Raw genomic sequence first — 18677 nt, 5'->3', positions numbered from 1 at the left:
GGCTCAGGCCGATGTGAGCGTGGGCTCGTCCTCGTCGTTTGCCGCACCGTTTAACGACACGTCGCCCGGGTCGACAATCGGCGGCACCCGGGTTGCGCGCACGTAGACGGTGTCGCCCTCCTTCAGCGCCAGAGCCTCGGCGTCACCTCGGGTGATCTGTGCGGTGAACGGGCCTCCGCTGACCGCGCTGGTCAGTTCGACCCGGACCTCGAATCCGAGCGTCACTACCCGGTCGACGGTGGCGCGCACGACGCCGATCGACTCCGCCGTGCCGTCACCGCCGGCGACCGCCATGTCGGGGTTGCGGCCCACCCGAATGTCGTGCGGACGGACCAGAGCACCGTTCAGCACGGACACCGCGCCCAGGAAGGACATCACGAACGCGTTCGCGGGCGCGTCGTAGACCTCCGTCGGGGAACCGACCTGCTCGATGCGGCCCTTGTTCAGCACGGCGATCCGGTCGGCCACGTCCAGCGCCTCGGCCTGATCGTGGGTGACCAGCACGGTGGTGACATGGACCTCGTCGTGCAGGCGACGCAGCCAGGACCGCAGGTCTTCGCGGACCTTGGCGTCCAGGGCGCCGAACGGTTCGTCGAGCAGCAGCACCTGCGGGTCGACGGCCAGCGCCCGGGCCAGCGCCATACGCTGCCGCTGCCCGCCGGAGAGCTGGTTGGGGTAGCGGTTCTGGAATCCGCTCAGCCCCACCACCTCCAGCAGATGGTCTACCTTCTCCTTGATCTCGGCCTTGGGCCGCTTACGGATCTTCAACCCGTAAGCCACGTTGTTGCGCACGGTCAGATGCTTGAACGCCGCATAGTGCTGGAACACGAATCCGATCCCACGACGTTGGGTCGGCACCCGGGTGACGTCGCGCCCCTTGATGGTGACCGTTCCCGAATCAGGTTGGTCGAGACCGGCGATGGTACGCAGCAGCGTCGACTTGCCCGACCCGCTGGGCCCCAGCAACGCCGTCAACGAGCCGGTGGGCACCACGAAGTCCACGTGATCCAGCGCCACGAAATCGCCGTACTGCTTGAAAGCGTCCTGCACCACGATCGCGTGCTCACGCGGGGCGGCTGCGGTATCGGTCATCGTCGAATCTCCTTGTCCGGCTTACTTACTTACCCGTGCCCGGCGTACATCCAGCACCACCTGGACGACCAGCACCAAAACGGCGACGGCCATCAACAACGTCGACAGCGCGTAGGCGCCGTACTCTGCCCCGCGGTTGTAGCGGTCCGACACCAGCAGTGTCAGTGTCTGCGACTCGCCGGGCAGGTTGGACGACACCATGATGACCGCGCCGTACTCACCGAGGGTTCGGGCGATGGTCAGCACGATGCCGTAGGTCAGGCCCCACCGGATGGACGGCAGCGTGATCCGCCAGAATGTCTGCCACCAACCAGAACCCAGGGTCGCGGCGGCCTGCTCCTGATCGGTTCCCAGTTCGTGCAGCACCGGTTCCACCTCGCGCACGACGAACGGCAGCGTGACGAAGATGCTGGCCAGCACGATGCCCGGCAGCCCGAAGATGATCTTGAACCCGAAGTCTCGCTCCACGAACCCCAGCGCACCGCCGGCCCCCCACAGCACGATCAGCGAGACACCCACAATCACCGGCGACACGGCGAACGGCAGGTCGATGACCGCCTGCAGAATGCCTTTGCCACGAAACCGGTTGCGCGCCAACACCAAAGCCGTCGGAATGCCGAACACCACGTTCAGCGGGACCACGATGGCCACCACCAGCAGGGAGAGGTTCAGCGCAGCGACCGCGGCCGGTGTGCTGATCCAGTCGTAGAACTGCCCCAACCCGGGCCGGAAGGTGCGCCACAGGATGAGCATCACCGGAATGATCAGCAGCACAGCGATATACGCCAGCGCGGTGTAGCGCAGCAGGTAGCGGACCGGACGCGAGGAAGTCGCGGCGGTCGGGGAAGTCGCGGCGGTCAATGTCCCAACTCCTCGCGTTTGGCCGCCCGCCCCCCGACGACGCGCAGGAGCAGCAGTACGACGAACGAAATAGACAGCAGCACAATGGATATCGCGGCAGCACCGGTGCGGTCGTCGTTCTCGATCAAGGTCCGGATCCACTGCGAGGAGACCTCGGTCTTGCCCGGCACCGCACCGCCGATCAGAACCACCGACCCGAACTCGCCGATCGCCCGCGAAAACGCCAGGCCCGCACCGGACAACAACGCGGGCAGCAACGACGGCAGCACGATGGAGACGAAGATCTTGGGACCGTTGGCGCCCAGCGACGCCGCCGCTTCCTCGGCTTCCCGGTCGACCTCGAGCAGCACCGGCTGCACGGCGCGCACCACGAACGGCAGGGTGACGAACGCCAGCGCGACCCCGACACCCCACTCGGTGTGTTGCAGGTGCAGTCCCACCGGGCTGTGGTTCCCGTACAGCGCCAGCATCACCAGGCTGGCGACGATGGTCGGCAGCGCGAACGGCAGGTCGATCACGGCGTCCACCAGGCGCTTGCCGAAGAAGTTGTCGCGCACCAGTACCCAGGCGATCAGCAGGCCGAACAACGTATTCAGCAGCGTCACCCCGGCCGAAATGGTGAGCGTCACCCGAAACGACTCGATCGCCGCGTTCGAGGTGACCGCCAGCCGGAAGGCGTCCCAGCCGCCGCCGACCGCCTGCCACAGGATGGCCGCCAGCGGCAGCAGCACGATCACCGACAGCCACACGGTCGCCACGCCGACGCGCAGTGAGGTGGTGCCGGCCCGCCCGCGGGCAACCGCGACCACGCCGGGGGCGTCGCCGCCGGGCTGGTCGATTTCGGGGCGGATCGCCTCCGGATCTGGGGTTATCGTCACGGTCATCCGGTGGCCTGCGTATAGATCTTGGTGATGCTGCCGGCGTTCTTGTCGAACAGTTGCGGATCGACGACGTCCCAGCCGCCGAGGTCGGCGATGGTCCACAGTTTCGCCGGCAACGGGAACTGGTCGCGGAACGCGGCGGCAACCGAGGGGTCGACCGGCCGGAACCCGGCCTGTGCCCACAGCTTCTGCGCCGCTGCGGTGTACTGGAAGTTCTTGAAGGCGTTTGCCGCGGCCAAGTGCGGGCTGGTGGTGATCACCGCCATGGGGTTCTCGATCTTGAATGTCTGCGGCGGGGTGACGTGCTCGACCGGCTTGCCCGCGCGTTCGGCGGCGATGGCCTCGTTCTCGTAGCTGATCAGCACATCTCCACTGCCTTGAACGAAGACGTCCGTGGCTTCACGGCCCGAGCCCGGACGCAGTTTCACGTGTTCCCTCACCAATCGGCTGACAAACTCGATGCCCGCCTGGCTGTTGTGGCCGCCTTCGCTCTTGACCGCGTAGGGGGCCAACAGGTTCCATTTGGCCGATCCGGAGCTCAGCGGGCTCGGGGTGATCACTTCGATTCCGGGCCGCAGTAAGTCGTCCCAGTCCCTGATGTTCTTCGGGTTGCCCTTGCGCACCACCAGCGTCACCACCGATCCGAACGGAATGCCTTTGGTGGCGTCGGTATTCCAATCCTTGGCGACCTTGCCGGACTTGATCAGCCGGGTGATGTCGGGCTCCACCGAAAAGTTGACCAGGTCGGCCGGCTTGCCCTCGGCGACGCCGCGTGACTGGTCACCCGAGGCGCCGTAGGTGGCGATCACCTGCACCCCCTTGCCTTCCTCGGAGGCGTTGAACGCCGGACCCACCTTGGCCCAACCGGGTTCGGCGACCGAATACGCAACCAGCGTCACGCTGGTTTTCGCGTTAGCCAGGCCCCCGCCGCCGACGACGTCGCTGGGACCCCCGCGGCAGGCCGCCACCGTCCCGATCGTCAAGACGAGCGCCACCAGCGCTTGCCAGCGCGGTGCACCCCTGTACTCCAACATCTACGGTCATCAGCCTTCCGGTGCGGGACTTATTCAATGGGTTCATCTGTCCCGTAGCTGCGGATGGGCGATCAATCAGAATCGATACGATTCACCGACTCCACACCAACCGCGCACGGGGTTAGGGAGTCAGCGACAACAGCGCACGCCGGCCGCGGCGCAGACCACGGCCGCAGGGTGGCAACCGGGCGCGACGACGTCGCGCTGCAAAACCTCGGTTGCTGCGTGCATGTCGCGAAGCGTAACAGAGTTCAGCGGACTGGCAATTCGACGGGCTGATCAGTGGGTGAGCAGCCAAGCGACGATCACCAGAACCACCAGAGCGGCCAGCACCAGCGACACGTGCGAACGCGGCATCGGAGCGTTATCCGGAGACTTCGGAGTGGCGAATGCGACGCAGCATCCGGGTGGCCCGGCCCAGCACCGCGTCCAGCGTCGCGGCCAGGAAGTACGCCAGCGCCAACACGATCGGCATGACCGCCAGCGCCTGAAGCACGAAGGGCAGCCCGGAGAGCCAAAGCTCCACGCTGTCCCACCAATTCAGGAAGCCGTTCACCGAGCCCACCCTATGCGGCGGAGACCCGCGAGACCAATGGGATTCGGTCAGCCTTGTTGCCGCCGGTAACACCTCGGTAGCGAAGGTGGACGACGGACAGGTGAACGGTCGATGATGTCGGGATGGTCCTGCACGCCGACTCCGCCGACTCAACTGACGACCGGGTGGTCCCCCTTGACGAACCCGAGTTGCACGCGCTCGACGGCACTTCGGTGGCATTCGAGTCGAGCGGGCCGTATGAGTCCAGCTCGCCGTCACGCAACCCGTTCCCGCCGATCGCCGACTACTCGTTCCTGTCGGACTGGGAGACGACCTGCCTGATCTCGCCGGCGGGTTCGGTGGAGTGGCTGTGTGTGCCGCGGCCGGACTCCCCCAGCGTGTTCGGCGCGATATTGGACCGCAGCGCCGGCCACTTCCGGCTCGGCCCCTACGGCGTATCGGTGCCCTCGGCGCGGCGGTACCTGCCCGGCAGTCTGATCATGGAAACCACCTGGCAGACCCACACCGGTTGGCTGATCGTGCGCGACGCGCTGGTGATGGGGCCGTGGCACGACATCGAGCGGCGCTCGCGTACCCACCGCCGGACCCCGATGGACTGGGACGCCGAGCACATTCTGCTGCGCACGGTGCGCTGTGTCAGCGGCACCGTCGAGTTGATGATGAGCTGCGAACCCGCCTTCGACTATCACCGCACCGACTGTACCTGGGAATATTCGGCGAACGCCTACGGCGAGGCGATCGCGCGCGCCAGCCGGCAACCCGACGCGCACCCCACGTTGCGGCTGACCACCAACCTCAACATCGGGCTGGAGGGCCGGGAAGCGCGCGCCCGAACCCGGATGAAGGAGGGCGACAACATCTTCGTCGCGCTGAGCTGGACCAAGCACCCGGCGCCGCAGACCTACGAAGAGGCCGCACACAAGATGTGGCAGACCACCGAGTGCTGGCGGCAGTGGATCAACATCGGCAACTTCCCCGACCACCCGTGGCGGGCTTACCTGCAGCGCAGTGCGCTGACCCTGAAGGGCCTGACCTACTCCCCGACCGGCGCGCTGCTGGCCGCGAGCACCACGTCGCTGCCCGAGACACCGCACGGCGAACGCAACTGGGACTACCGCTACGCCTGGATCCGCGACTCCACCTTCGCGTTGTGGGGGCTTTACACACTGGGCCTGGACCGCGAGGCCGACGACTTCTTCGCCTTCATCGCCGACGTGTCCGGCGCCAACAGCAACGAGCGGCATCCGCTGCAGGTGATGTACGGCGTCGGCGGGGAGCGCAGCCTGGTCGAAGAGGAGCTCAACCATCTGTCCGGCTACGACCATGCCCGACCGGTGCGGATCGGCAACGGCGCCTACGACCAGGTCCAGCACGACATCTGGGGTTCGGTGCTGGACTCGTTCTACCTGCACGCCAAGTCGCGCGAGCAGGTCCCGGAGACGCTGTGGCCGGTGCTGAAGAAGCAGGTCGAGGAGGCGATCACGCACTGGCGCGAGCCGGACCGCGGGATCTGGGAGGTGCGCGGTGAGCCGCAGCATTTCACTTCGTCGAAGGTGATGTGCTGGGTGGCGCTGGACCGGGGCGCCAAGCTGGCTGAGAAGCAGGGTGAGCGGAGTTACGCGCAGCGATGGCGCGAGATCGCCGAGGAGATCAAGGCGGACATCCTTCAGCATGGGGTGGACTCGCGCGGGGTGTTCACCCAGCGCTATGGAGACGATGCCCTCGACGCTTCGCTGTTGCTGGTGGTGCTGACGCGGTTCCTGCCGCCGGATGACCCGCGGGTGCGCAACACCGTGCTGGCGATCGCCGACGAGCTCACCGAGGAAGGCCTGGTGCTGCGCTACCGGGTCGAGGAGACCGACGACGGGCTCTCCGGCGAGGAGGGCACCTTCACCATCTGCTCGTTCTGGCTGGTTTCGGCGCTGGTGGAGATCGGCGAGGTGGCCCGCGCCAAGCGGCTGTGTGAGCGGCTGCTGTCTTTCGCCAGTCCGCTGCACCTGTACGCCGAGGAGATCGAGCCGCGCACCGGGCGCCACCTGGGCAACTTCCCGCAGGCGTTCACGCACCTGGCGCTGATCAATGCGGTGGTACACGTGATCCGGGCCGAGGAGGAAGCCGACGGCTCCGGTGCGTTCCAGCCGGCCAACGCGCCGGTCTGAGTCACCTACCAGATAGGTCAGTTCGCGCCGACGAGCTTGTGCAACAAGAGCTTTGACGAGGTCGATTGTCCTGCTGCCGACACCGGCGTGCGGCCGAACGGTGCCGTCCCGCCCGGTACGGTTCGCCTTATTTCTTGCCCTTGTCCCCGGCGGCATCGGTGGACAGCGCCGCGACGAACGCCTCCTGCGGGACATCGACGCGGCCGATGGTCTTCATCCGCTTCTTGCCCTCTTTCTGCTTCTCCAGCAGCTTGCGCTTACGGGTGATGTCACCGCCGTAGCACTTGGACAGCACGTCCTTGCGGATGGCCCGAATATTTTCCCGCGCAATGATTTTCGATCCGATCGCAGCCTGCACCGGAACCTCGAACTGTTGGCGCGGGATCAGCTCTTTGAGTTTGGTCGTCATCTTGTTGCCGTAGGCGAACGCCGAATCCTTGTGCACGATCGCGCTGAACGCGTCGACGGCCTCGCCCTGCAGCAGGATGTCGACCTTGACCAGTTGGGCTTCCTGTTCACCGGCCTCTTCGTAGTCGAGGCTGGCGTAGCCGCGGGTGCGCGACTTCAGCGAGTCGAAGAAGTCGAAGATGATCTCGCCCAACGGCATTGTGTAGCGCAGCTCCACCCGCTCCGGCGACAGGTAGTCCATGCCGCCGAGCTCGCCGCGGCGTGACTGGCACAGTTCCATGATGGTGCCGATGAATTCGCTGGGTGCGATGATGGTGGTCTTGACCACCGGCTCGTAGACGGTACGGACCTTGCCTTCGGGCCAGTCCGACGGATTCGTCACCACGATCTCGGTGTTGTCCTCTTTCTCGACGCGGTACACGACGTTGGGCGAGGTGGAGATCAGGTCCAGGTCGAATTCGCGCTCCAGCCGCTCGCGGGTGATCTCCATGTGCAGCAGGCCCAGGAAGCCACAGCGGAAGCCGAAACCCAGCGCCACCGACGTTTCCGGCTCGTAGGTCAGGGCGGCGTCGTTGAGTTGCAACTTGTCCAGGGCGTCGCGCAGATTCGGGTAGTCGCTGCCGTCGACCGGGTAGAGGCCCGAATAGACCATCGGCTTGGGCTCGCGATAACCGGTCAGCGCTTCGGTGGCACCGTGACGCGCCGTGGTCACGGTGTCGCCGACCTTGGACTGACGGACGTCTTTCACCCCGGTGATGAGGTAGCCCACCTCGCCGACACCCAGACCGTCACTGGGCTTGGGCTCGGGCGAGACGATGCCGACCTCGAGCAGCTCGTGGGTGGCGCCGGTGGACATCATCGCGATTCGCTCGCGCGGTTTGATCTTGCCGTCGACCACCCGGACGTAGGTCACCACGCCGCGGTAGATGTCGTAGACGGAGTCGAAGATCATCGCGCGGGTGGGGGCGTCGGCGTCGCCCTGCGGGGGCGGCACCTCGCGCACCACATGGTCGAGCAGATCGGCGACGCCCGCACCGGTTTTGCCGGAAACCCTCAGCACGTCGCCCGGTTCGCAGCCGATGATGTGAGCGATCTCACCGGCGTAGCGGTCGGGGTCGGCGGCGGGCAGGTCGATCTTGTTGAGCACCGGGATGATGTGCAGGTCGCGGTCCAGGGCCAGGTAGAGGTTGGCCAGCGTCTGCGCCTCGATCCCCTGGGCGGCGTCGACCAGCAGTACCGCGCCCTCGCAGGCTTCCAGGGCGCGGGACACCTCGTAGGTGAAGTCGACGTGACCGGGGGTGTCGATCAGGTGCAGGACGTAGTTTTCGTTGTCGACCTGCCAGGGCAACCGGACGTTCTGCGCCTTGATGGTGATGCCACGCTCGCGCTCGATGTCCATCCGGTCCAGGTACTGCGCGCGCATCGAACGCTCGTCGACCACACCGGTCAGCTGCAGCATCCGGTCGGCCAGCGTCGACTTGCCGTGGTCGATGTGAGCGATGATGCAGAAGTTCCGAATCTGCGCCGGCGGCGTGAACGTCTTGTCGGCGAAACTGCTGATGGGAAATCTCCTGGTTGAGCGGTGTGCGAGTAGGCCCAGCGTATCCGTGCAGAACACCCCGGACACAATCACGCAGTTAAACTGCGACCATGGCCCCGGGTAAGAAGTCGTCCGGCAAGTCACAGTGGAAAACGTTTCAGCGCTTTGCGGAGAACCTCGTCGCCGAGGCCCCGAGGGTGGTGCAGCGCCTGCAGAACACGCAGGAGACACTGCGGACCCTGCAGCACGCCGTGAAGATCACCGCGAACATCGTGGCGATGGGTCTGCCGGCCGCTCCGGTCGAGATCGCCGCGGGCCGCCCAGTGACGAACACCAGCTCTCCCACCGCGCAGCGGGCCCGCAAAGTGGTTTATGCACCCGACCTGGACGGCAAGGCCGATCCGGGCGAGATCGTCTGGACCTGGGTGGTTTACGAGGATGACCCGACCCGCGGAAAAGACCGGCCGGTGCTGGTGGTGGGCCGGGAGCGCACCGTGCTGCTCGGGCTGATGCTGTCCAGCCAGGAGCATCACGCCGGAGAGCGGGAGTGGGTCGGAATCGGTTCGGGTGACTGGGATTACGAGGGTCGCGAGAGCTGGGTGCGGCTGGACCGGGTGCTCGACGTGCCCGAGGAAGGCATCCGCCGCGAGGGCGCGATCCTGGACCGCGAGACCTTCGACGTGGTGGCCGCCCGGCTACGCGCGGAATACTCGTGGCGCTGAGTGGTCTCCACGACCGCCGGGGCCGAGTCGTTCAGCCCTGGGTGATGTAGGACTGCAGCTGCTGCTGCTCGGCCTCCAGTTCGCCCATCCGCGTCTTGACCACATCGCCGATGCTGACGATGCCGACCAGCTTCTTGCCTTCCAGCACCGGCACATGGCGCACCCGGTTCTGAGTCATCAGCACACTGACGCTGTCGACGGTGTCCGATTTGGTGCAGGTGGCAACGGCGCTGGTCATGATCTTGGAGACGGGCCGGGACAGCACGCTGGCGCCGTGTACGTGCAGCTGACGCACCACGTCGCGTTCGGAGACGATGCCGGCCACGCCGTCGTCACCCACCACCACCATGGCGCCGATGTTCTGCTCCGCCAAGCCGGCCAACAGTTCCCGGACTGTCGCGTCGGGGTGGATCGTCGTCACCGCCGCACCCTTATTCCGCAAGACGTCCACGATCCGCATCTGGCCTCCCATGCCTTGTGATCCAATTCACTCAGGCTACGACTTAGTGGCGCGGCGGGAAAGACGCCCCCGCCATCCGTACCCGCGTCGAATCAACCGGATGGTGGATACGCAATTCCCAGCCGACTTGCAAAGATGTTGCCCATGATCGAGGTCACGCTACTTGGCACCGGAAGTCCCGTCCCCGACCCGAACCGGGCCGGGCCCGCGACCCTGGTGCGCGCCGGCGAGCAGGTGTTCCTGGTGGACTGCGGGCGGGGCGTGCTGCAACGCGCGGCGGCGGTCGGGGTGGCAGCCGCCGGATTATCCGGCCTGTTGCTCACCCACCTGCACAGCGACCACATCGCCGAACTGGGCGATCTGCTGATCACGAATTGGATCACCACCTTCACCCCCGATCCCCCGCCGCTGCAGATCATCGGCCCGCCGGGCACCGCGGAGGTGGTGGAGCTGACGCTCAAGGCGTTCGGCCACGACATCAGCTACCGGATCGCCCACCACGCCGACCTGAACGCCCCGCCGTCGGTCGAGGTCCACGAGCACACCGACGGCGTGGTGTGGGACCGTGACGGCGTCACCATCCGGGTCGCGCCCACCGATCACCGCCCGGTGGCGCCGACGATCGGCTTCCGCGTCGAGTTCGACGGTGCGTCGGTGGTGCTGGCCGGCGACACGGTGCCGTGCGCGAGTCTGGACGCACTGGCTGCCGGCGCAGACGGGTTGGTGCACACCGCGATCCGCAAAGACATCCTGACCCACGTGCCGCAGCAGCGGGTCAAGGACGTCTGCGACTACCACTCATCGGTGGCGGAGGCGGCCGCGACGGCGGCCCGTGCCGGGGTGGCGACGCTGATCCTGACGCATTACGTACCGCCGCTGGTGGCAGGCCAGGAGGACCAGTGGCGAGCGCTGGCGGCCACCGAGTTCAGCGGGCAGATCGAACTCGGCGACGACCTGCACCGGGTCGAGGTGTCGGCGCGCCCCTAGCGGCGGTCGAGTCGTGCCGAATTTCTGGCCGGCGACGATCTGGACGTGCAAACGCGGGTCTTGGGGCTCGCAGCGAGGTACGATCCGCTTCTGCCGTTCTCGAATCAGAGGTGCTGGATGTCGTACGTCGTCGCGGGCCCCGGGGCGCTGGCGGCTGCGGCCGCTGACTTGGCCGGCATCGGTTCGGCGATCGACGCCTCCAACACCGGGGCGGCCCAGCAGACCGCTGGTGTGCCGGCAGCGGCCGCTGACCAGGTGTCGGCGGTCGTGGCGGCGTTCTGGGGTGCCCACGCGCAGGGTTATCTGCAGATCAGCGCTGCGATGTCGGCCGTCCACGAGCAGCTGGTGCAGCGGCTGGCCGGCGCGGCTGCCAGTTACGCCGACGCCGACGCCGACGCGGCCGCGCCGCTGCGGGACCTGCTCAGCTAGGCCAGCCGGGTGATCTCGACGTCCACGTCGAGGTCGGTGGCGCCCATCCCGGAGTAGATACCCTTCAGCGGCGACACGTCGGCGTAGTCGCGGCCGACGCCCACGCTGATGTACTGCTCGGAGATGTCGGTGTCGTTGGTGGGGTCGTAATTCCACCAGCCGCCCGTCCAGGCCTGAACCCAGGCGTGGCTGCGGCCCTCGACAGTCTTGCCGATCGCCGCCTTGGGTTTGGGATGCAGGTATCCGGACACGTATCGCCCGGGAATTCCCATGCTGCGCAACACGATCAATGTCAGGTGCGCGAAGTCCTGGCACACGCCCTTACCCTGCTCCAGCGCATCAAGCCCCGACGAGTGCACTCCGGTGGTGCCCGGCAGGTAGTCCAGCTCGCTGCGCGCCCACCGGGCCGCGGCCACCACCGCCTCCTGCGGGTCGTGGTTCTTCATGATCCGCTTGCCGACGGCCTCAACGCGTTTGCTGGTCGGGGTGTAGGCGGTGGGGCGCAGCACTTCGTCGAAGCGGTCGATCACGGCCATCGACTTCAGTTCGTCCCAGCCGGCCTTCTCCTCCGGCAACTCCGGGCATTCGGTCTCGACCACCGAGGACGACGTCACCGTCAGTTCGGTGTGCGGCGCGTGCAGGTCGAACGCGGTGACCGCGGTCCCCCAGTAGTCGATGTAGCGGTAGGACCGGGTCGCCGGGATGGTTTCGACGCGGTTGAGGACGACGTTCTGCCGGGTGTTGGAGCGCGGTGTCAGCCGTGCCTCGTTGTAGGACGCCGTCACCGGCGACTGATACGCATAACCAGTGGTGTGCACCACCCGCATCCGCCACATCAGGATTCTCCTCGGCTGTCCAGCGTCTCGACCAGTTCCCCGCGCTGCCGGGCGTCCGTCCACGCCACCCAGGGCGCAGCGTGGAAGTACTGCAGCGCCAACGCATCCCCGACGTCCCGGCAGGTCCGCTGCAGCGCCCCCAGCCTGTTCTCCAGCGTCTCGAGCAGCACCCCGGGCTGGACGAATTCCAGCTCGCTGCGCGCCTTGCCGAGCAGACGCTGCGCTTCGGTGGTGGCCCCGATCCGGCTCTGCGGGTTGTGCAGCAGTTCCTCGAGGTTGTGTTCGGCCAGCTTCAGCGAGTAGAAGACCGAACGCGGGAACAGCCGGTCGAGCAGCATGAACTCGACCACCCGGGCCGCGTCCAGCGCGCCGCGGTAGGTACGCAGATAGGTGTCGTGGGCACCCGCCGAACGCAACAGCGTCACCCAGGCCGGCGACGAGGCGCTGTCCCCGACGCGGGACAGCAACAGCCGCACCGTCATGTCGACCCGTTCGATCGCGCGGCCCAACACCATGAACCGGTAGCCGTCGTCGCGCGACAGGGTGGAGTCGGCCAAGCCGGCGAACATCGCCGCGCGTCCCTCGATGAACGACAAAAACTCATGCGGCCCAAGGCGTTTGGCGGCCCGCTCCCGTTCGGGCAGCGCATGATAGGTGGTGTTGATGCATTCCCAGATCTCGCTGGACGTGACTTCCCTTGCCGACCTTGCATTTTCGCGCGCCGCCGAGATGGCCTCGACGATCGAGCAACCACCGTCGGTGTTGGGGTTGAACGCAACCAGGTCGGTCAGCGACCAGACGTCGAGGCGGTGCTCGGGAGGCTCGATGCCCAGCACCTTGAGCAGCAGGCGGGAGGCCTGGTCGGGGTCGACGCTGGAATCCTCCAGCAAGTGGTGCACCGCCACGTCCAGGATGCGCGCCGTGTCGTCGGCACGCTCGACGTAACGGCCGATCCAGAACAGCGCCTCGGCGTTACGGGCCAGCATCAGTCGCTCGCTTTCTGCTGTTGTTGCTGCTGCGGCTGTTCGTCCTGGGGCGGGTTGATCGGCTGAGCGTGGGTGGTAGCCGGACGAACAGCCTCGGGAGCCTGCTCGGGCACGGCCCGCGGCAGCGACCGCACCACCTGGGCGCGACCCAGCTCACGACCGGCCCCCGAGGCCCGCGACGCCAGCACCCAGGTGTCCTTGGAGCCGCCGCCCTGGCTGGAGTTCACCACCCGCGAGCCCTCGACCAGCGCGGTTCGGGTCAATCCGCCGGGCAGCACCCACACCTCGTTGCCGTCGTTGACCGCGAACGGCCGCAGGTCCACGTAACGCGGCGCCAGCGAGTCGCCGATCCGGGTCGGCACCGTCGAGAGCTCCATGACCGGTTGGGCGATCCACGATCGCGGATCTTCGCGGATCTTCTTGGCCAGCGCGGTCAATTCCTTCTCCGAGGCCTCCGGGCCGAACACGATGCCGTACCCGCCGGAGCCTTCCACCGGCTTGATCACCAATTCGTGGATCCGGTCGAGCACCTCCTCGCGCTCGTCGTCCAGCCAACAGCGGTACGTTTCCACATTGGCCAGCAGCGGCTTTTCGCCCAGGTAGTACTCGATGATGGTGGGCACGTAGGTGTAGACCAGCTTGTCGTCGCCCACGCCGTTGCCGATCGAGCTGGAGATCACCACGTTGCCGGCGCGGGCGGCGTTGACCAGCCCGGCCACCCCCAGCACCGAGTCGGCGCGGAACTGCAGCGGATCCAGGAACGTGTCGTCGATGCGCCGGTAGATGACGTCGACCTGCCGCTCCCCCGCGGTGGTGCGCATGTAGACCTGGTTGTCCCGGCAGAACAGGTCGCGGCCCTCGACCAGCTCCACACCCATCTGCCGGGCCAGCAGCGAGTGCTCGAAATACGCCGAGTTGTAGACGCCGGGAGTCAGCACCACCACGGTCGGGTCGGCTTCGTTGGTGGCCGCCGAGTTGCGCAGCGCCCGCAGCAGGTGGGCGGCGTAGTCGTCGACGGTGCGCACCCGGTGGGTGGCGAACAGGTTCGGGAAGACCCGGGCCATGGTGCGCCGGTTCTCCATGACGTAGGACACACCCGACGGCGACCGCAGGTTGTCTTCCAGGACCCGGAAGTCGCCTTTCTCGTCGCGGATCAGGTCGATGCCGGCGACGTGGATGCGTACTCCGTTGGGCGGGACGATCCCGACAGCCTCGCGGTGGAAGTGCTCGCACGAGGTGATCAGCCGGCGCGGGATGACGCCGTCGCGCAGGATCTCCTGGTCACCGTAGATGTCGTCGAGGTACATCTCGAGGGCCTTGACCCGCTGGGTGATGCCGCGCTCCAGACGCGTCCATTCGGCGGCCGAGATCACCCGCGGCACCAGATCCAGCGGGAACGGCCGCTCCTGGCCCGACAGCGAGAACGTGATGCCCTGGTCGATGAACGCCCGGCCCAGTGCGTCGGCCCGGGCCTTCAGCTCCGAGGCGTCGGTGGGCGCCAGCTCGGCGTAGATGCCCTTGTAGGGGCCGCGCACGTTGCCCTGGGCGTCGAACATCTCGTCGAAAGCCAACGAATAGACCGGATCACAGGTGTTATAGCCCTCGAAAATGCGCTCGGAACGGGCGCGTGACCGGTGCGGGGTTGCTTCGATCTGATTCGAAAGGCTCACCTGTGTCACTCTGCCTCAAATCCCCTATTCCAGCAGGCCCAGAGTTCGTCTTTTGGGCGAAAACGTAACCGACTGCTAACCTGAGCAGTCGCTGTCGGGTTGCAGGCATACCCCGGGCAAAGCCAAATCGAAACGGACTAAGGAACTACACGCGTGGCCAACATCAAGTCGCAGCAGAAGCGCAACCGGACTAACGAGCGCGCCCGGCTGCGCAACAAGTCGGTGAAGTCTTCGCTCCGTACCGCCATTCGCGCGTTCCGGGAAGCCACCCACGCCGGTGAGAAGGACAAGGCCGCTGAGCTGCTGGTGTCGACCAGCCGCAAGCTGGACAAGGCCGCGAGCAAGGGCGTGATCCATAAGAACCAGGCCGCCAACAAGAAGTCGGCGCTGGCGCAGGCGTTCAACAAGCTCGGCTGAGCTTTCCGCCCCTTTTTAGACCATTCGTTCCCAAAGCCGATCCGACGGTCAATCCGAGACCAGTTCGGCCACCTGTCGCACCGCCGCTTCCAGCGCGTAGTCGGCGTCCGCCACGGCACCTTTGACGTTGGCGTTGAGTGTTGCGACCACTCGCATCGCGGTCGCCAGCCGCTCCCGTGACCAGCGACGGGCCTGCCGCTGCGCCTTCTGCACCCGCCAGGGCGGCAACTTGAGCTGACCGGCCAGCCGGTACGGGTCACCCGACTGCGCCTGCACCAGGCCGATGGTGTGGATGGCTTCGGCGAGGGCATCGGCCAGCACCACCAACGGTTCGCCGCGCATCATCGCCCAGCGCAGTGCTTCGGCCGCGCCCGAGACGTCCCCGGCCACCGCCTTGTCGGCGATGTCGAAGCCCTTCACCTCGGCTTTGCCGCTGTGGTAGCGCCGGACCGCCGGTTCGTCGACGTCGCCGCCGGTGTCGGCGACCAGCTGCGAGCAGGCCGACGCCAGCTCCCGGATGTCGGAGCCGACGGCGTCGAGCAAGGCCGTCACGGTGTCGTCGTCGACCCTGACCTTCAACGAGCGAAACTCGGCCCGGACGAAGTCGGCGCGCTCGCCGGCTTTGGTGATCCGGGCGCACGGATGCACTTGGGCGCCCAGCGACTTCAGCTCCGCCGCCAGCGCCTTGGCGCGTCCACCCCCGGAGTGCACGACGACCAGCACAGTGCCCGGCGGCAGATCCGCGGCGGCCGCGGCGATCAACGTGGCCGCGTCTTTACCGGCTTCGGCGGCGGCTTCGAGTACCACGATCCGCTCCTCGGCGAACAGCGAGGGGCTCAGCAACTCGGTCAGCTCGTAGGTGCTGACGTCGCCGGCGCGCATCCGGTTGACCGGGATGTCCGCTATTCCCGATTCGGCACCCAATGCCGTGCCCGTGCGCTGGCGGGCCGACCGCAGAATCTGCGCGACGGCCCGCTCGATCAGCAGGTCCTCTTCCCCCAGGACCAGGTGCAAAGACGAAACCTCGCTCACGACACGATGGTGTCACGGCGCCACGACGGCCCGGCTCCGGAGGTGACGCTCACCGCCCCGCCAATCCGGACAGCGACCACGCCGCCAGGCAGATCACGCCGGTGACCGCCGCCGAGCCCAAGGCGACGCGGAACCAGTGCCATCGCCACATCGCCGCGGCCAGCACGGTGGTGCAGCCGACTGTGAGCAGGCCGGCGACCCCGGAGGGCACCGGCACACTGGCCGCGGGCACCCCGGCTGCCCACCGTGCGATCCGCAAGACCCACCACACCTCCGGCCCGGTGAATCGGATCAGTAGCTGCGCGCCGGCCGGCCAGCACCCGGCCAACACCGCCGCCGCGGTGCCCAGCACGGTGATCGGGGCGATGGCCGGCGCCGCCAGTAGGTTGGCGGCGACGGCCACCAGACTGAACCGTCCCGAGATGGCGGCGACCAGCGGCGCCGTCACCAGCTGGGCGGCCCCGGCGACCGCGACCGCGTCCGCGAGTGGCTTGGGCCAGCCCCGATCGGCCAGGCGGCGCGACCATCCGGGCGCGACGACCACCAGCGCGGCCGTCGCGACCACCGACAGGGCGAAACCCAGGTCGACCGCCAGCTGCGGCGCCGCGACCAGCAGCACCAACACCGTTGCCGCCAGTGCCGGTATCGCCTGACGGCGCCGCGAGGTCAGCATCGCCAGCAGCGTGATCGCGGCCATCACCGCCGCCCGCAACACGCTGGCCGTCGGCTGCACCACGATCACGAACCCCACCAGCGCCAAGCCGGCCAGCGCTACGGCGGCCCGCGGTCCGACCAGCCGCGCCGAGAACAGCACCGCCGCGCACACGATCGTCACGTTGGCGCCCGAGACCGCGGTCAGGTGCGTCATCCCGGCGGTGCGGAACTCGGCGCTGGTCCCCGCGGGGACCAGCGTGCTGTCGCCGAGTACCAGCGCGGGCAGCATCGCCGCCTGGTCGGCCGGCAGCACCGTACGAACCGCCGCGGCGAATCGGCTACGCACGGCGTGCGCGGCACGCTGTACCGACCCGGCCTCACCCAGGGCCGGCGGACCTGTCGCGGTCAGCACCGCGACGGTGAGGTCGTGGCGGGTCGGGCGGGTGATGCGTGCGGTGAAGCGGACCGGCCGGCCCACGGCGAGCTCCCCGTATCCCTGCTCAGCGGCGCGGGCGAAAACCACGACCCGGCCCGATATTTCGTCGTCACGCAGCCGCAGCAACGTCGCCCGGAACATCAGCCGGCCGCTGCCCAGCGTCAGCGGGCTTTCGCTGGGCATGACCGTCACCGGAGCGACGGTGCCGAAAGTCGCGGTGATCGGGTGGTGCGCGACCGCATCCGCCCGCAATGCGACCGCCAGGCCGTAGCCCGCACCCACCACGCCGATCGCCAGCAGACCGGCGCCGACCGCGGCCAGCCGAGCGCCCGGACGGCCCCGCGCCCGCCACCACAGCAGGCCCGACCCGACGGCCAGCACCGCGCAGCACCCGGCCAATACGGCGCCGATCGGCCAGACGATCCCCGCCGCGGTGACCGCCCAGCAGGCCAGCGCGGCCGGGACCAGGCGCACGTCCAGGTCCACCACCGGACTGGTCTCCGGGCCGGCCACCGGGGTCAGACACGGACCAGGGCGCGCAGCTTGTCCAGCCGCGCCGGGCCGATACCCTCGACCTCCCCCAGACTGGTCGACGGTGGTGAATCGGCCGTTGGCCTGTCGCCACGCCACGATCGCGGCCGCGGTGACCGGGCCCACGCCGGGCAGGGCGTCGAGCTGCTCGACGGTCGCGGTGTTCAGGTCCAGCGGCTCCTTGGGCGCCGGCCTCGGCCTACCCGAAGTGGGCGCCGCGGTCGCCGGCGCGGTGGGCGCGCCGGTGCCCACCGAACTGCCCAACACCGGCGGTTTGCCCGACGGCGACGCCAGACCGACCACGATCTGCTCACCATCACCGACCGGGCGGGCCATATTCAGCCCCACCATGTCCGCACCGTCGACCGCCCCACCGGCCGCCTGCACCGCATCGGCGACGCGTGCGCCCGGCGCCAGCGTCACCACCCCGGGTTTGTGCACCAGACCCACCACGCTGACCACCACCGGACCGGCCGGCGGGGCGACAGTCGTGGACGATCTGGCGGACGAAACCCGTTCTACCGGTGGCAGTTTGGCCGAGCTGACCGGGGCCGGGCGGTCGCGCACCAGGGTGAACACGGTGATCAGCACCGCCAGCGCGGCGATCACCGCCAGTGCGAAGGCCCCGGCCCGGCCCGGATCGGCGCGCACCCGGTCGACCAGACCGCGCCCGCGTGAGCTCTCGGGCAGCCAGCGCGGCAGCAGGGAGTTCGGGTCGTCCTGCTCCTCGTCCCGGCCGTCGCCCGCGACCGGGTCGTCGGGCCCGGAGTCCGGGCCGTCGCTGTCTGGTTCGGCACCCAACCGGCGGTGCAGTCTCTCGGCAGGAAGTTCCGTTCGCATGAGCCGACGGTAGGCGCGCGGACCGTCGCAGCGACCCGCCGAAGGCGCCGCTCACCGCCCCGCTGTGGATTAACCCGAGGCTGTGCACGAGCGCTCGGTCGGATCAGTCAAGATGGAACCGGCGCGCACGACCACAGGAGGCTGCA

17 protein-coding genes are annotated in these 18677 nt (G+C 67.9%); 5 read left to right on the top strand and 12 right to left on the bottom strand.

What is annotated here, in order from left to right:
* Positions 1–3: 3 nt before the first annotated feature.
* The 5 genes from L6444_RS10065 to L6444_RS10045 all read right to left on the bottom strand — a co-directional run bounded on the left by L6444_RS10065 (position 4) and on the right by L6444_RS10045 (position 4433).
* Positions 4–1092 (bottom strand): sulfate/molybdate ABC transporter ATP-binding protein, encoded by a 1089-nt coding sequence (locus L6444_RS10065; RefSeq protein WP_236982141.1) that lies wholly within the window; start codon positions 1090–1092, stop codon positions 4–6.
* 21 nt (positions 1093–1113) lie between these two features.
* Positions 1114–1953 carry a sulfate ABC transporter permease subunit CysW gene (gene cysW, locus L6444_RS10060; protein ID WP_236982139.1) on the bottom strand — a complete coding sequence of 280 codons (840 nt, stop codon included), beginning with the start codon at positions 1951–1953 and terminating at the stop codon, positions 1114–1116.
* Positions 1950–2837 (bottom strand): sulfate ABC transporter permease subunit CysT, encoded by an 888-nt coding sequence (cysT, locus tag L6444_RS10055; RefSeq protein ID WP_236982137.1) that lies wholly within the window; start codon positions 2835–2837, stop codon positions 1950–1952. Before cysT ends, cysW begins: the two co-directional genes overlap by 4 nt.
* Positions 2834–3868 carry a sulfate ABC transporter substrate-binding protein gene (locus L6444_RS10050; protein WP_370652899.1) on the bottom strand — a complete coding sequence of 345 codons (1035 nt, stop codon included), beginning with the start codon at positions 3866–3868 and terminating at the stop codon, positions 2834–2836. Before L6444_RS10050 ends, cysT begins: the two co-directional genes overlap by 4 nt.
* Before the next feature lie 364 nt (positions 3869–4232).
* Complete coding sequence (locus L6444_RS10045) at positions 4233–4433, bottom strand: hypothetical protein (RefSeq protein ID WP_236982136.1); 201 nt, start codon at positions 4431–4433, stop codon at positions 4233–4235.
* A gap of 113 nt (positions 4434–4546) precedes the next feature.
* Here L6444_RS10045 and L6444_RS10040 point away from each other — a divergent pair, with 113 nt between their 5' ends.
* Positions 4547–6583: a glycoside hydrolase family 15 protein gene (locus L6444_RS10040; RefSeq protein WP_370652900.1), complete on the top strand. Its 2037-nt coding sequence runs from the start codon at positions 4547–4549 to the stop codon at positions 6581–6583.
* Between the two features lie 127 nt (positions 6584–6710).
* Here the strand turns inward: L6444_RS10040 and lepA are convergent, their stop codons facing one another.
* On the bottom strand, positions 6711–8624 hold the full coding sequence (gene lepA, locus L6444_RS10035) for a translation elongation factor 4 (protein WP_370652901.1): 1914 nt from the start codon (positions 8622–8624) through the stop codon (positions 6711–6713).
* A 17-nt stretch (positions 8625–8641) separates the two neighbouring features.
* On the opposite strand from lepA, the gene L6444_RS10030 reads away from it, so the two are divergent.
* The gene (locus tag L6444_RS10030) at positions 8642–9253 is read left to right on the top strand and encodes a type II toxin-antitoxin system PemK/MazF family toxin (protein ID WP_236982131.1); all 612 of its coding nucleotides are present in this window, start codon (positions 8642–8644) and stop codon (positions 9251–9253) included.
* Between the two features lie 31 nt (positions 9254–9284).
* Here L6444_RS10030 and L6444_RS10025 read toward each other — a convergent pair whose 3' ends face one another.
* Entirely contained in the window at positions 9285–9713 is a 429-nt protein-coding gene (locus L6444_RS10025) for a CBS domain-containing protein (RefSeq protein ID WP_236982130.1), read from the bottom strand.
* Between the two features lie 144 nt (positions 9714–9857).
* On the opposite strand from L6444_RS10025, the gene L6444_RS10020 reads away from it, so the two are divergent.
* Both L6444_RS10020 and L6444_RS10015 read left to right on the top strand, forming a co-directional pair.
* Complete coding sequence (locus tag L6444_RS10020; protein WP_236982128.1) at positions 9858–10700, top strand: ribonuclease Z; 843 nt, start codon at positions 9858–9860, stop codon at positions 10698–10700.
* 117 nt (positions 10701–10817) lie between these two features.
* Positions 10818–11129 (top strand): PE family protein, encoded by a 312-nt coding sequence (locus L6444_RS10015; protein ID WP_236982126.1) that lies wholly within the window; start codon positions 10818–10820, stop codon positions 11127–11129.
* On the opposite strand, the gene L6444_RS10010 is transcribed toward L6444_RS10015, so the two are convergent.
* Genes L6444_RS10010 through L6444_RS10000 form a run of 3 tightly spaced genes read right to left on the bottom strand, consistent with a single transcriptional unit; the run spans position 11126 to position 14630 of the window.
* The gene (locus L6444_RS10010) at positions 11126–11965 is read right to left on the bottom strand and encodes a transglutaminase family protein (protein WP_236982124.1); all 840 of its coding nucleotides are present in this window, start codon (positions 11963–11965) and stop codon (positions 11126–11128) included. The genes L6444_RS10015 and L6444_RS10010 overlap by 4 nt on opposite strands.
* Complete coding sequence (locus L6444_RS10005; RefSeq protein ID WP_236982122.1) at positions 11965–12951, bottom strand: alpha-E domain-containing protein; 987 nt, start codon at positions 12949–12951, stop codon at positions 11965–11967. The genes L6444_RS10010 and L6444_RS10005 overlap by 1 nt, the downstream gene beginning before the upstream one ends.
* Entirely contained in the window at positions 12951–14630 is a 1680-nt protein-coding gene (locus L6444_RS10000) for a circularly permuted type 2 ATP-grasp protein (RefSeq protein WP_236982120.1), read from the bottom strand. The genes L6444_RS10005 and L6444_RS10000 overlap by 1 nt, the downstream gene beginning before the upstream one ends.
* Before the next feature lie 144 nt (positions 14631–14774).
* On the opposite strand from L6444_RS10000, the gene rpsT reads away from it, so the two are divergent.
* Complete coding sequence (gene rpsT / locus L6444_RS09995; RefSeq protein WP_236982118.1) at positions 14775–15038, top strand: 30S ribosomal protein S20; 264 nt, start codon at positions 14775–14777, stop codon at positions 15036–15038.
* Between the two features lie 48 nt (positions 15039–15086).
* Here rpsT and holA read toward each other — a convergent pair whose 3' ends face one another.
* The gene (gene holA / locus L6444_RS09990; RefSeq protein ID WP_255731158.1) at positions 15087–16070 is read right to left on the bottom strand and encodes a DNA polymerase III subunit delta; all 984 of its coding nucleotides are present in this window, start codon (positions 16068–16070) and stop codon (positions 15087–15089) included.
* A 49-nt stretch (positions 16071–16119) separates the two neighbouring features.
* Complete coding sequence (locus L6444_RS31040) at positions 16120–18531, bottom strand: ComEC/Rec2 family competence protein (protein ID WP_459561277.1); 2412 nt, start codon at positions 18529–18531, stop codon at positions 16120–16122.
* Between the last annotated feature and the right edge of the window lie 146 nt (positions 18532–18677).

Source organism: Mycobacterium kiyosense, from assembly GCA_021654635.1.
Lineage (GTDB): Bacteria > Actinomycetota > Actinomycetes > Mycobacteriales > Mycobacteriaceae > Mycobacterium > Mycobacterium kiyosense.
This window is presented reverse-complemented; position numbering and strand designations above follow the sequence as displayed.

What these genes read in the sequence shown, in the direction of transcription:
- L6444_RS10030 (WP_236982131.1), top strand. Translation starts at nt 8,642, where the DNA reads ATGGCCCCGGGTAAGAAGTCGTCCGGCAAGTCACAGTGGAAAACGTTT.
- L6444_RS10020 (WP_236982128.1), top strand. Translation starts at nt 9,858, where the DNA reads ATGATCGAGGTCACGCTACTTGGCACCGGAAGTCCCGTCCCCGACCCG.
- cysT (WP_236982137.1), bottom strand. Translation starts at nt 2,837, where the DNA reads ATGACCGTGACGATAACCCCAGATCCGGAGGCGATCCGCCCCGAAATC.
- L6444_RS10005 (WP_236982122.1), bottom strand. Translation starts at nt 12,951, where the DNA reads ATGCTGGCCCGTAACGCCGAGGCGCTGTTCTGGATCGGCCGTTACGTC.
- L6444_RS10065 (WP_236982141.1), bottom strand. Translation starts at nt 1,092, where the DNA reads ATGACCGATACCGCAGCCGCCCCGCGTGAGCACGCGATCGTGGTGCAG.
- L6444_RS31040 (WP_459561277.1), bottom strand. Translation starts at nt 18,531, where the DNA reads ATGCGAACGGAACTTCCTGCCGAGAGACTGCACCGCCGGTTGGGTGCC.
- L6444_RS10015 (WP_236982126.1), top strand. Translation starts at nt 10,818, where the DNA reads ATGTCGTACGTCGTCGCGGGCCCCGGGGCGCTGGCGGCTGCGGCCGCT.
- L6444_RS10040 (WP_370652900.1), top strand. Translation starts at nt 4,547, where the DNA reads ATGGTCCTGCACGCCGACTCCGCCGACTCAACTGACGACCGGGTGGTC.
- L6444_RS10010 (WP_236982124.1), bottom strand. Translation starts at nt 11,965, where the DNA reads ATGTGGCGGATGCGGGTGGTGCACACCACTGGTTATGCGTATCAGTCG.
- L6444_RS10025 (WP_236982130.1), bottom strand. Translation starts at nt 9,713, where the DNA reads ATGCGGATCGTGGACGTCTTGCGGAATAAGGGTGCGGCGGTGACGACG.
- L6444_RS10050 (WP_370652899.1), bottom strand. Translation starts at nt 3,868, where the DNA reads ATGTTGGAGTACAGGGGTGCACCGCGCTGGCAAGCGCTGGTGGCGCTC.